Here is a 13,453-nt window from a genome sequence, read left to right as displayed (position 1 = left end):
GTTTGAGATAAATTATATGATTAATAATACATTAAATAATCAGGAAGATAACTCTTTAGTTTCTAATGCCTTTGGTTTCATGCGTTTTCCACTTCATTTTTCACCTTATGATAGTGATGCAGAATGGGTGATCACCGGTGTTCCTTTTGATATGGCGACATCAGGCCGTGCCGGCAGCCGGCATGGGCCGGCTGCTATTCGACAAGTATCAGCAAACCTGGCATGGGAAGGTAAACGTTGGCCATGGCAGTTTGATCTCAGAGAGCAGTTAAAAATAGTTGATTGTGGTGATCTGGTTTTTGCTTTTGGCGATGCACAAGATATGAGTGATAAGTTGCAAGCCCATATCGAAAAGTTATTGGCAGCCGGCAAAAGATGTTTAACCTTTGGTGGCGATCACTTCGTTACTTTACCTTTATTACGTGCCCATGCTAAGCATTTTGGTAAAATGGCGTTGGTTCATTTTGACGCACATACCGATACCTATAGCAATGGTAGTAAATTTGATCATGGTACTATGTTTTATCATGCGCCTAGTGAAGGGCTCATTGATGCGACTCACTCCATTCAGATTGGTATTCGGACTGAATATGATAAAGACAATGGTTTTACGGTGTTGGATGCGGCTTATGTGAATGACGCACGGCCGGAAGATATTATTGCCCAGATAAAGTCTACAGTGGGTGAATTACCTATATATTTAACCTTTGATATCGATTGTCTGGATCCGGCTTTTGCGCCGGGTACAGGAACACCCGTTGTCGGTGGATTAACCAGTGATCGTGCCTTAAAATTATTGCGGGGTTTGCAGCCATTAAATATTGTTGGTATGGATATTGTTGAAGTGGCTCCAGCTTATGATCAATCTCAAATCACTGCCTTAGCAGCGGCGACCATCGCATTGGATATGCTTTATATTCAGGCGACTAAAAAATCCTAACTCAACCACATAATTTTACAACAAAAATGTGCCATTTATGGCACATTTTTATTTGTACTTAAGTCAACTAGTTATCTATTAAATTGAAACAGTATTCGTTAAGTCATGCAATCAATCTAAATTTATTTTTTACTTATTAAAGGTAGCTATTTGGTTATATTTTTTGTAATAAATTAGGTAATCTATTACTCTTTTTGTGATAAAAATGAAGTATAAATGCTTAGTGTATCTAATAATTCAATCTTAAATGCCACCTATCATCGACAAATGGCAGTCGAATCTGCTGATTCTGCTGGTTATCAGGAAAGTCAGCCAATAACAGGCATTCCAGCAACACATTTAAAAACGCTTTCTAATTATGCCATTCAAAAAAATCTCATTTATGGTATTAGACCGATTAGTCCCTTAGCGACATCTTTAATAGAAGCCGGTTATCCGACTAAGCCACTTAGCATTAAAGGAAAGAGCGCCGATTGGGGGCCTCAAGCCGGATTTATTTGTGTTGATCAAAATTTTAGCAAGCTCGTCGGACAGCCAGAGCGAGTGGAAAAGTATAATGCCTTGATCCGAAAAAACATAGAAAATGGCGAGGCGGTATATGTACCTTTAACGATAACCCGTGACAGGATCAATGAATTGATTAAGTTAACTTGCCTCGACTTATCTCAACCGTATGGTGATAAAATGGTTTTGTTAGCGCGATCACCAACTGGACAGGAATATCAATTTGAAGCTATTTATCAATCTAATAGTAATAATTACTATCGAATAGAAATAGCTGGGAAACCCATTTATGTCTTAAGTGAACCGGAAATACACGAACCCTTTGTGCCTGACTATGATTTATTATTAGTCGCTCCTCATATTGGCGATTATGGCACGCTTGATACTGTGGTACCGAGTGAACGTAATGATGTCAAATTAGGAACCGCAAACCAGCGTTTGCTGAAATTAGCCGATGATATTCATCACGCATTGGATCGCGATGAACAGCATAAACTTATTCATCATGGATGAGATGTGAATAATGAGTCATCAGAATTGACAGACAATTTTCCAGTGACGCTATTTTTGCCTAAAGTGATTGGAAAATATAGTATAGCTATGACCACTAAAAAATAGACGTTTCTTTAAGAGTCTGCTCCATAGCATTTTCTAATAATAATTTAGAATTACGCATTAATTTTCTAATTGAATTTTTAATTTTATGCCAATAATGTTCTATAGGATTTAAATCGGGAGAATAGGGAGGCAAGTAAATAAGCTTTATTCCAGCTGCTTGCATTAAGTTTTTAATTTTTTCTGATTTATGGAAAGAGGCATTATCAATGATAACCGTTTTTCCTTTCGTTAATTTAGGGATCAAAATATTTTCAATATATAGTTCAAATACCTGTGTATTACAGTGACCTTGAAACATGAAGGGCGCCATAAAATCTTGATTGCATAACGCGCCTATCATGCTAATTCTTTTTTTATAATGGCCTGGCTGTGCTTCATAATATCTTTTACCAATAGCGCTGTAACCATAGGGATAAAAATCATTATCATTCATCCCTGATTCATCGACAAAGACCCTTTGCTCAAGGCAAACAGCTTTTATTTCAGCTAAATAGGCCGCGCGTTTTTCTTCGCTTCTTTCGGCATAAGTTTGGCTCTTTTTTTTCTAGAATAACCTATTTTTTTCATCGCTCTTCCTATCGTTGATGAGCCTACACGATAAATTTCGGCCATTTCTACTTGCGTATAATCTCCATGGTGGGCAACAAATTCACGAAATTCATTTAAATCTTTTATTCCATGGCTATGTCCTTTTTGAAAACCTGTTTGTGGGTTTAAATGACCTTGAATTTTTTCTAAATAAAGCCAGTTATACAGCGTTTGTCTTGCTATATTAAAAATTTTGCATACTTTTATTTTGTTCATTCCTTCATGAACCGCTTTCACTGCACGTTCTCTTAGATCTACGCTATATGACATTGTTTTATACTTATTAAAGTATTTTATTTTAACAATAATTTTGACCATTTGTTAATGGGTAGCGCTATAAAATAACGGTGCTGGATTCAGAAGAGGCATTTGCTGAGTTTGTTCAAGCCGCTAAAAATGAAGGTTATCAAGTACCGATCAATGAACGTTGGCAAGGAATGCAAAATATTCGCCGTGCTTCTTATGAAGAGACTCGTTATAAGATTGAGCAGTATTATCGTAAATTGTCATTATAAGACAACAGTTGGCAACTAGCAGTCTTAAGTTATTACTTATGAGTGGGTAAATCAAAATGACGAGCCAGTATTGGAGCGGTAAAATCTTTCTTAAGGTAAAATCCACGCGGCATGGTCATTATTGGTTGCCCGTGTTTACCTATCCCTTCTGTTAGTGCTTTATTGTTAGCGGCTTTAGGACGAATTTGTAAAACTTGGCCATGGCGGGCGGTAATGTTTTCCACCTGGCCTAACACGATCATATCCATCAATTCTTCCCAATCTCTTTTAAGCAATTGCTCTTCTATTGGATTTGGACTCCACAGTAGTGGTGAAGCGACTCTTCTCTTTGCTAATGGAATTTGGCGCTCACCTTCAATTGGTATCCATAAAACCCGTGATAGCTTATGACGTACATGGCTAGAAAGCCAGGTTACTCCAGTATTACCAGTTAAAGGCGCCACACAAACGAAGGTTGTTTCTAATGGTTCACCATAGCGGTTAATAGGAATGGTTTTAAGCTCAATACCAAGATGAGCAAAATCTTGTTCTGCTTTGCTGCCGGCATTAGCACCTAAACAATATTCTAATAACTGACCTACCCAACCCTTTGCGCGCCTAAGATCGTTTGGCATAGCGATACTTGCATGATAAGCCAGTTCAGCCATTGTATAGCCCGCCAGACTTTTGGCTTTATTGAGTAAACTTTGTTCATCACCTGGGATCTGGGGAGAAAATTGCATAAATTATACCTGTATAAAAAATAGACAATTAAATTTGTACACACAGTAAAAATCTTAACATAGATCGCATAAATAAGAACAATTCATTGATAATCAAATCATTTTATCTAAGGTGGGCGAATTTTTTTTCTGTTATCCGTTTAATCGCATAGGTAATAAACAGGATCTTAGCTATAGTTATCCACAATTTCACTGGATAACTCTAACAAAAGACCTTTACTGGTTTAATTTACAGTCTTGACAGGTCGGTTTTTACTAAAAAACTCGGTTAGCTTGCTTAACAAAACAACGTATCCTGTGGATAAAATAGATATTGCTGAATCTTTGTTCATCCTGTTTTGATTGATAGCTATTTGAACTAATTTAATCTCTATCTGATCAATTAAATTCATTTATCTCTATGAAAAAAAACTATTAATTTTATATTTGGCAATCTATCGATTGAATAATTCATGAAATTATACCCTGTTTACTCTTGCTTTCTTCACATGGATATCCACAGAAAAAGTGAATAAATTATTAAATATAGCTTTCTATGTGGATAATTTTTCATTATTTAATAGATGAATTAAATGGTTTTTTACTAAATAAGATGGAATATAAGATTTAGTCATGCAATGAAAGTGAATATCACGACATTTTCTAAGCTTATAATTAATTAAAAAGAAAAAATAGCAGACCCTACCATCATAGAGACGTAGAGCCTGTTGTTTGAACTGTTATCGTAAAAATAGTGGTTGCTGCTCTTCATAGCGGCTAATTTCTGCTTCATATTGTAAAGTCAGTCCAATATTATCTAAACCATTCATCAAACAATAACGATGAAAATTATCAATGGTAAAAAAATAAGTTTTATCCTTAGCTATGACAGTTTGGCTCATCAAATCAATAGTGAATTGACAACCCTCATGCTGTTCAACAAAGTTAACTAGTTGATTAATTTCTGTTTCCTTTAATTTAATCGGTAATAATTGGTTGTTAAAGGCATTGTTATAGAAAATGTCGGCAAAACTCGGCGCAATAATGGTGCAAAAACCATAATCTGTTAATGCCCACGGCGCATGTTCGCGCGATGATCCACAACCGAAATTTTCACGAGTTAATAAAATAGTAGCACCTTGATAACGTAGTTTATTAAGGACAAAATCCGGATCAGGTTGTAGACCAAGATCATCCAGGAAACGCCAATCGTGAAAAAGGTGTTGACCAAAACCGACTCGAGTGACTTTTTGTAAAAATTGTTTTGGAATGATCACATCAGTATCAATATTGGCCATATCTAAAGCAGCCACTAAGCCAGTATGTTGGATAAATTTTTTCATTTACCAATTCCTATTTTGTTTGATCATTGTTGATCTTACGTATATCGATAAAATGGCCGTAGATAGCTGCAGCGGCCGCCATAGCGGGACTGACTAAGTGAGTTCGACCACCTCGCCCTTGACGCCCTTCAAAGTTACGGTTACTGGTAGAGGCACAACGTTCACCAGCAGCGAGGCGATCACTATTCATTGCCAAACACATTGAACAACCGGGTAAACGCCATTCAAAACCGGCATCGATAAATATTTTGTCTAAACCTTCGTGCTCTGCTTGTGCTTTTACTGGCTCTGAACCGGGAACAACAATAGCTTGTACATTAATGGCCACTTTATTGCCTTTTGCAATAGCGGCAGCAGAACGCAAATCTTCAATACGGGAATTAGTGCAAGAACCGATAAATACTTTATCAATTTTTATGTCAGTCAATTTGCTGCCAGCTTGTAATCCCATATAATTTAATGCTTTCTCAGCGGATGCGCGCTCAATTGGATCAGGCAATGAGCTAGGTGACGGTATAGGATGATCAATGGCAATTACTTGCGCTGGATTGGTCCCCCAAGTAACCTGAGGCGCAATTTCCGCTGCATCAATCGTTTTAATGGCATCATAATTGGCATTCGGATCAGACTTTAACGTTTTCCAATAGTTAACAGCTTGTTGCCAATGTTCTCCGGTTGGTGCAAATCGACGGCCTTTAATATAATTAAATGTGGTTTCATCGGGTGCAATAATTCCCGCTTTAGCACCCATTTCAATCGCCATGTTACAGATAGTCATTCGGCCTTCCATGGTTAAGTTTTCAATTGCCTTACCACAAAATTCAATAACATAACCCGTCCCACCGGCACTACCTATTTTGCCAATCATCGCCAGCACCAGATCTTTTGCTGTGATGCCATTAGCCAGTTCACCGATAACTTCAATTTTCATCGTTTTAGCTCGAGCTTGTTTTAAGGTTTGGCTGGCCAAAACATGCTCAACTTCCGATGTGCCAATACCAAAAGCTAATGCGCCGAAGGCACCATGGGTTGCGGTATGAGAATCACCACAAACGATAGTCATGCCGGGTAAAGTGATGCCTTGTTCTGGTCCCATAACATGGACAATACCTTGGAAAGGATGTTTTAAATCGTAAAGTGTGATAGCAAATTGCTGACAATTTTTTATTAAGGTTTGCATTTGAATGCGGGCCATTTCACCACTAGCATTAATATCTTTAGTTTGAGTAGAGACATTGTGATCCATGGTGGCAAAGGTTTTATTAGGTTGTCTGACCAAACGGTTATGAGCTCGCAAACCATCAAATGCTTGGGGTGAAGTAACTTCATGCAATAGGTGGCGATCGACATAAATTAATGGTGTTTCATTTGCCGTTTCATGGACAATGTGTGCATCGTACAATTTTTGATATAAAGTTTTCGCCATAATCTAAGCCTCTTGCATAATATAACGGGCAATAATACTGCCCATTTGATCAGTACTGACAAATTGCTTATCTAATGCCAAATCCTGCGTTCGATAACCTTGTAATAAGGTTTTATTGACGGCATTTTCTATCGCATCGGCAATATGTGGTTGATGCAGGCTATAACGCATCATTAGCGCTACTGATAAAATTTGCGCAATTGGATTAGCAATATTTTTACCGGCGATATCCGGTGCTGAGCCGCCAGCTGGTTCGTATAAGCCAAAATTTTGCTGATTTAAACTGGCGGAAGGTAACATCCCCATTGAACCGGTAATCATTGCACATTCATCGGAAATAATATCACCAAAAATATTAGAGCAGAGCAAAACATCAAATTGCGCAGGATTTTTAATCAACTGCATAGTGGCATTATCAATATACATATGGTTGATTTCGACATCAGGGTAAATTTTGGCAGTATCATTAACAACCTCTCGCCATAAAATCGAACTCTGCAATACATTAGCTTTGTCTATTGATGTTACTTTATAGCTTCGTTTACGTGCTGCTTGAAAAGCGGTATGCGCAATGCGTTCAATTTCAAAGCGATGATAAATTTCAGTATCAAAGGCTTTTTCATCAATGCCTGCCCCGACACGTCCTTTAGGTTGACCAAAATAGATCCCACCTGTTAATTCACGCACACAAAGAATATCAAAACCTTTTGCTGCCGTATCTGCCCGTAATGGACAAAAGTTATTTAAACTAGGATAAAGACGGGCAGGTCGTAGGTTGCTAAATAATTGAAAATGCTTGCGTAAAGGTAACAATGCACCGCGCTCTGGTTGACTATCTGGTGGCAGGTGTTCCCATTGTGGGCCACCGACTGAACCAAAGAGTATCGCATCTGCTTGTTGGCAACCTGAAAGTGTTTCAACGGGCAATGGCTGACCATGGCGATCAATAGCAATTCCGCCGACATCATATTCATGCGTTATGATAGTCAAATTAAACTGTTGGCCAATAGCAGCTAACACCTTATAGGCTTGGGCCATAACTTCCGGGCCAATACCATCACCCGGTAAAACAGCGATATTATAATTATTAGCCATATTATTGAGCTACCTCTGTATTGCAGTGATTTTTTTGTTTTTTGACCAATTCGGCACGCCAAATATTATTTAACACATGGATCATTGCCATGGTAGATGAGCCGATAATATCGGTTTCCAATCCGATACCATGAAAACGACGGTCGAAACATTCAGCGACAATATCAACTTGACCTAAAGCTTCATTACCTTGACCATTAGCGGATAACTGGTAAGAGATCAGTTTAATAGGATAATTTGCTATTTTATTAATTGCCTGATAAATCGCATCAACTGGCCCATTGCCTGTTGCTACGTCAGATTTTTCCTGACCGCCACAGATTATTTTTATCGTGGCAGTGGCAACCACATTTGAGCCGGATTGGACACTGAAATAGGTTAAACGGAAAAATTCAGGCTCTTGTTGTTGTTGATTGATAAAAGCTAAAGCTTCTAAGTCATAGTCAAAGATCTGGCCTTTTTTATCTGCTAAGCGCAAAAATGCTGCATATAACTGTTCTAAATTGTAATCTGTAGCTTGATATCCCATCTCTGTCATTCGATGCATTACTGCAGCGCGACCAGAACGGGAAGTCAGATTTAATTGCGTCTCTTTTATACCAATTGATGCTGGTGCCATAATTTCATAAGTTTCTCGATTCTTAAGTACACCATCTTGATGGATACCTGAAGAATGTGAGAAAGCATTACTTCCAACGATCGCTTTATTGGCAGGTATAGGGGCATTACATAACTTGCTGACTAATTGGCTGGTACGATAAATTTCTTGATGATTAATATTTGTCGTGACGGCTAACATTTTTTGGCGCACTTTAATTGCCATAATAATTTCTTCTAAGGCACAGTTGCCAGCGCGTTCTCCTAACCCATTAATTGTTCCTTCTACTTGTCGAGCACCGGCTTGAATTGCAGCAATAGAATTGGCTACCGACATACCTAAATCATCATGACAGTGGACAGAAATAATGGCTTTATCGATGTTTGGTACCCGATTAAAAAGATCTTTAATAATATTGCCAAACTGGGAAGGGATAGTATAACCAACGGTATCAGGAATATTAATCGTTGTTGCACCGGCATTGATCGCCATTTCCACTATCCGACATAAATTATCAGGCTCAGTGCGGCCGGCATCTTCACAGGAAAACTCTATGTCGTCTGTATAGTTTCTGGCATGCTTAATTGAGTGGCTAGTGAGGGCTAAAATATCATTAAATGAACGCTTTAATTTATGTTCAATATGTAATGATGACGTTGCTAAAAAAAGATGTAACCGGAAACTATTGGCAACGTTAAGTGCTTCAGCGGCAATATTAATGTCGTTATCAACACAGCGTGCCAAACCACATATACGGCTATTTTTAATTTCTTTGGCGATGGCTTGAACCGATTTAAAATCTCCTGGTGAAGAGACAGGAAAGCCAGCTTCAATGACATCAACGCCTAGACGTTCCAAAGCATAAGCAATTTGTAGTTTTTCTTTGATGCTTAAACTGGCTTGTAAAGCTTGTTCGCCATCACGTAATGTTGTATCAAAGATAATGATATTATTGCTCATACTGTTGGTTCCTTTATCGACTTCTTGGTTGTTATCGGTTTTTGGGTTAGTAAGTTTATAGAAAGTGCTATTTAGTAAGATTGGGCGCATAAAAAAACCCGCGCTTGTGCGCGGGTTCTTTTATGTGGGTAGATATTAATAACTTCGTTCACCCATAAGCATACCGCGCACTGAAAATGCGAGAAGTAGTAGGCTTAGTAGGTGAATAAAACGTGACATAAAACATTGACCTTATTAATATCAAAAATATTATCATATTTTTTATAACTAACTTATCTTAACCATTATGTCAATATTAAATAAAAATTAATTTTGTTACATGGTAAATTTTTTACTAGGATATATGGCTAATTTTTATATTTTTAATACGGTTTTTATCTATTCTTTTGATTCAAAAAACTGATAAGATTTCGTAAAAGATTAATTTTGTTGTTTTAATTTATTTCAGTAATGTTTCTTAATTATGAAGTGTAAAATTAGTTTAATAAAAATATATTAGGAAGTGTTTGTTATAAAAATGAGTAAAGGAAATATTGAATAAGCAATAATTTATTCTGTGATGAATCTGATAATTTGTTGTGAATAATAAGAATTGAATAATTTTATTATGAATTCTACCACGCTTTGTTTTATCATCTAATTGAAGGATTAATAGATGGATATTTAATTTTATTATTTATTGATTATGTGAATGTTGAAGGATAATAATTTTATAATTAGGGCTTTGGTAGAAATGATTTTTAAACTGATCAGTTAATGTTAAGGCATGGAAGCTAAAATCATTTAAAAAGTTAAATGGTTCGCTTAATTTATTTTAATGAATTTAAGAATAAAACAAGATACCTAAGTTAATAATTAATTAGGTTAATTTTTTATTTTTATTCATTAAATATACATATATATCAAGAGGGGTAAAATAATGACTGACTACAACACAGTTTCAGCAACGAAAAAAGAGCCAAGCGATATTCATTTGCGAAATGTTGATTTAAATTTATTAACGGTTTTTGATGTAGTTATGCAGATGCAGATGCAGATGCAGAATGTGACCCGTGCAGCACAAATTTTAGGGATGTCACAGCCTGCTGTCAGTAATGCTGTATCGCGTCTGAAAGTGATGTTCAATGATGAGCTTTTTGTTCGTTATGGCCGAGGTATTCAGCCAACTTCACGTGCTAAGCAATTATTTGGTCCAGTTAGACAGGCATTACAATTAGTACATAATGAATTACCTGGCGCAGGATTCGAACCAGAGCAGAGTGAACGAGTATTTAAATTATCAATATGTAGCCCACTAGATATTCGTTTGGCAGCTAGTATTGTTGCTCGAGTTAAGCAGAATGCACCAAATATTGACGTAATTATCCAATCTTATCTTGATGATAATATTGCCCATCAATTAAAATACCAAGAAACAGAATTTGTTATTAGCTATAACGAATTTGATAAACCTGAATATCATCACCATCCATTATTTAATGATGAATTAGTTCTAGCTGTGTCTAATAATCACCCCAATATTAAAAATACAATTTCTAATGATATATTACAGCATGAAAAACATGCTGTTGTCTCCATGGATAATATGGGTTCTTTTAGTAAACCCTATTATCATAATAGCGATCTTTTTCATTCTATTATTTACCAAGGAACAGATTTAAATAGCGTATTAAATATTGTTTCTCAGACTCATTTTGTCGCTATTGCACCAAAATGGCTTGTTGAATATTATTAGAGTCAGTTAAATTTAAGATCGGTTGAATTACCCTGGGAAAGAACAACACGTCCTTGTTATTTGATCTGGCATGAATCAACAACGCGAGACAAAGGACATAAGTGGATGAAAACGCAATTAGGACAACTGAGTAACTAATAAATAGAATATTTTTTCGTATAATCAGTAAATAAGTCGACAGGAACAGATAATAACGTTTGAATTAAAGATAGCTTGTAAATTATCCTATTACAATTATCAAATTGATATATAAAATATTTTTCTTTTATAAAAGCACTTTTATGCCAAGTCATTGTTACGTTAGTATGGATTTGGTGTGAATGTGTTTTTTAATTTCATTAAAACCTCTTTTTTTATCTAACAATTATGTATAATGCCGCTATTAGCTAACAGCTGTACGCTGAAATTATTTTTTATAACTTTAGCTAATATGACCTGTTGTCATTAAATAATCATATTTGGTAAATAAAGTTCACTAAGGGAAGTTATTTTGACTATTGAGAATTTGCATTCTTATCATTTAGTTAACCAGTTTCAGCAAAAGATTAATTCGCCAATTTTGTCTAATAGAGTTGCTTTTAGGCAATGGTCAGCAACTCATCAAAGTCAATTAACTTGGCAAGAAATTGGCCAAAAAACAGAATCTATTTCTTTAGCATTACTTGAATTAGGGGTGAATGTACAAGAAAATGTTGCTATTTTCGCGGATAATAGTATGAATTGGTCTTTAACCGATCTGGCTATTTTACAAATCCGGGCAGTGACGGTGCCTCTCTATTCAACCAGTAATGTCACTCAAGCTTCCTATATCTTAAATAATGCTAATATTCGTATTCTATTTGTTGGCGATCAAGTTCAATATGATGTTGCTAAATTGTTATTTAAATTATGCCCTAAATTGACCGATATCATTGTTTTTAATGAATATATTGATATTTCTGACTGCCCAAAAGCTTACTCTCTATCGACATTAATGCAGAAATCTTCCCCCCAATTTTTAACCGAATTGAAACAACGGATTGCACAATATCAATTAAGTGATTTATTTACATTAATTTATACTTCGGGCACAACAGGTGAGCCAAAAGGAGTGATGCTTGATTATGCTAATATGGCGGCACAGCTTTATTTACATGATGAACGTTTGACCTTAACTGAGTCGGATATTTCACTCTGCTTTTTACCACTTTCTCATGTTTTTGAGCGAGCCTGGAGTTTTTATGTTATGCATATTGGCGCACAAAACATCTATTTAACAGATGCCCACAGTGTTCGAGAAGCGATGGTTGCGGTAAAACCTACGGTGATGTGCGCGGTGCCCCGTTTTTATGAAAAAGTTTATGCCGCTATAAATCAGAAAGTTTCCAAAGCATCTTGGCTAAGAAGAGCACTTTTCAATTGGGCGCTTCGTCAAGGTAAGCGTCAAGTAGCCTTAGTTCAACAAGGAAAAAAAGGCAACTTGTTACATCGTTTTTTTTATCGTAATGCAGATAAATGGGTATTAACTAAATTAAAAATGATTTTAGGTGGCAAATTGCGTTTTTTACCTGCCGCTGGTGCTCATCTTGATGATGAGGTTATTCGTTTCTTTTTAGCGGTCGGGATTAATATCAAATATGGTTATGGTATGACTGAAACTTGTGCAACGATTTCTTGCTGGGAAGAGAATAGTTATTGCTTAGGTTCGATTGGTACGCCATTATCTGATATTCAGGTGCGTATTGGTCAGGAAAATGAGATCCAGGTTAAAGGGCCTATTGTGATGAGAGGTTATTTTAATAAACCAATAGAAACAGCACAGGCATTCACCCAAGATGGTTGGTTCAAAACAGGAGATGCGGGTAGGCTTGATGCAGTCGGCAACTTGTTCATTACCGAACGGTTAAAGGATTTAATGAAAACCTCTAATGGTAAATATATTGCTCCTCAGCTGATTGAAGGTGCATTAGGTCAAGATCGTTTTATTGAACACATTGCAGTAATTGCTGATGCCCGTAAATTTGTTTCTGCACTTATTGTTCCTTGTTTTGATTCGCTGGAAGAGTATGCCCATTCAATTAATTTGAAATATCACTGTCGATTAGAACTATTACGTAATAGCCGTATTGTTGAACTTTTTGATTTACGCCTTAAAGAAATGCAAAAGAATTTCGCTAACTTTCATCAGGTAAAACGTTTTACTCTATTACCCATTGGTTTTTCTATGGAAAATGGTGAGTTAACCCCTACCTTAAAATTAAGGCGTAAAATCATCGCCCAACGATATCAGCGTGAAATTGAATCCATGTATCAAGACTAAATTCTGCTAATTTTTTCATGGTGGAAAAAACAAATTTTGCGGTGAAAATATCTCTTCAGCAAGTTAAAATAGAGCAACATTTATTGTCTCAAGCTTTTGGGACTTTTCCTGTTAGCAAAAGGGGTCATCAA

At 36.4% G+C, this 13,453-nt stretch carries 11 protein-coding genes and 1 pseudogene; 5 read left to right on the top strand and 7 right to left on the bottom strand.

Translation table 11 applies throughout. The features are described from left to right. Positions 1 to 16: 16 nt before the first annotated feature. The gene (speB, locus tag ArsFIN_RS15055) at positions 17 to 940 is read left to right on the top strand and encodes an agmatinase (RefSeq protein ID WP_026823701.1); all 924 of its coding nucleotides are present in this window, start codon (positions 17 to 19) and stop codon (positions 938 to 940) included. 216 nt (positions 941 to 1,156) lie between these two features. Beyond that, positions 1,157 to 1,957 carry an anthrax toxin-like adenylyl cyclase domain-containing protein gene (locus tag ArsFIN_RS15050; protein WP_051297131.1) on the top strand — a complete coding sequence of 267 codons (801 nt, stop codon included), beginning with the start codon at positions 1,157 to 1,159 and terminating at the stop codon, positions 1,955 to 1,957. A gap of 94 nt (positions 1,958 to 2,051) precedes the next feature. Here ArsFIN_RS15050 and ArsFIN_RS15045 read toward each other — a convergent pair whose 3' ends face one another. Both ArsFIN_RS15045 and ArsFIN_RS15040 read right to left on the bottom strand, forming a co-directional pair. Then, a complete protein-coding gene (locus ArsFIN_RS15045) occupies positions 2,052 to 2,543 on the bottom strand; it encodes an IS630 family transposase (protein WP_026821750.1) in 492 nt (163 codons plus the stop codon). A gap of 5 nt (positions 2,544 to 2,548) precedes the next feature. Beyond that, positions 2,549 to 2,968 carry a helix-turn-helix domain-containing protein gene (locus tag ArsFIN_RS15040; RefSeq protein ID WP_051296922.1) on the bottom strand — a complete coding sequence of 140 codons (420 nt, stop codon included), beginning with the start codon at positions 2,966 to 2,968 and terminating at the stop codon, positions 2,549 to 2,551. 29 nt (positions 2,969 to 2,997) lie between these two features. On the opposite strand from ArsFIN_RS15040, the gene ArsFIN_RS26490 reads away from it, so the two are divergent. Beyond that, positions 2,998 to 3,165, top strand: a complete 168-nt coding sequence (locus ArsFIN_RS26490) for a hypothetical protein (RefSeq protein ID WP_155846967.1) — start codon at positions 2,998 to 3,000, stop codon at positions 3,163 to 3,165. A 32-nt stretch (positions 3,166 to 3,197) separates the two neighbouring features. Here ArsFIN_RS26490 and mutH read toward each other — a convergent pair whose 3' ends face one another. The 5 genes from mutH to leuA all read right to left on the bottom strand — a co-directional run bounded on the left by mutH (position 3,198) and on the right by leuA (position 9,288). Beyond that, positions 3,198 to 3,887 carry a DNA mismatch repair endonuclease MutH gene (gene mutH, locus ArsFIN_RS15035; protein WP_026821752.1) on the bottom strand — a complete coding sequence of 230 codons (690 nt, stop codon included), beginning with the start codon at positions 3,885 to 3,887 and terminating at the stop codon, positions 3,198 to 3,200. 719 nt (positions 3,888 to 4,606) lie between these two features. After that, the gene (gene leuD, locus ArsFIN_RS15030; protein WP_026821753.1) at positions 4,607 to 5,209 is read right to left on the bottom strand and encodes a 3-isopropylmalate dehydratase small subunit; all 603 of its coding nucleotides are present in this window, start codon (positions 5,207 to 5,209) and stop codon (positions 4,607 to 4,609) included. 10 nt (positions 5,210 to 5,219) lie between these two features. Then, positions 5,220 to 6,635, bottom strand: coding sequence for a 3-isopropylmalate dehydratase large subunit (gene leuC / locus ArsFIN_RS15025; RefSeq protein WP_026821754.1), 1,416 nt, complete (start codon positions 6,633 to 6,635; stop codon positions 5,220 to 5,222). A 3-nt stretch (positions 6,636 to 6,638) separates the two neighbouring features. Beyond that, the gene (gene leuB, locus ArsFIN_RS15020; protein WP_026821755.1) at positions 6,639 to 7,730 is read right to left on the bottom strand and encodes a 3-isopropylmalate dehydrogenase; all 1,092 of its coding nucleotides are present in this window, start codon (positions 7,728 to 7,730) and stop codon (positions 6,639 to 6,641) included. Between the two features lies 1 nt (position 7,731). Continuing rightward, positions 7,732 to 9,288 carry a 2-isopropylmalate synthase gene (gene leuA / locus ArsFIN_RS15015; RefSeq protein ID WP_026821756.1) on the bottom strand — a complete coding sequence of 519 codons (1,557 nt, stop codon included), beginning with the start codon at positions 9,286 to 9,288 and terminating at the stop codon, positions 7,732 to 7,734. Between the two features lie 919 nt (positions 9,289 to 10,207). On the opposite strand from leuA, the pseudogene leuO reads away from it, so the two are divergent. After that, positions 10,208 to 11,161: pseudogene (leuO, locus tag ArsFIN_RS15005) on the top strand (transcriptional regulator LeuO). A 349-nt stretch (positions 11,162 to 11,510) separates the two neighbouring features. Then, complete coding sequence (locus ArsFIN_RS15000; protein WP_026821757.1) at positions 11,511 to 13,322, top strand: AMP-dependent synthetase/ligase; 1,812 nt, start codon at positions 11,511 to 11,513, stop codon at positions 13,320 to 13,322. The last annotated feature ends 131 nt before the right edge of the window (positions 13,323 to 13,453 follow it).

This window comes from Arsenophonus nasoniae, from assembly GCF_004768525.1.
GTDB classification, from domain to species: domain Bacteria; phylum Pseudomonadota; class Gammaproteobacteria; order Enterobacterales; family Enterobacteriaceae; genus Arsenophonus; species Arsenophonus nasoniae.
The sequence above is the reverse complement of the archived record's forward strand: the minus strand, read 5'-3'. Positions and strand labels throughout refer to the sequence as shown.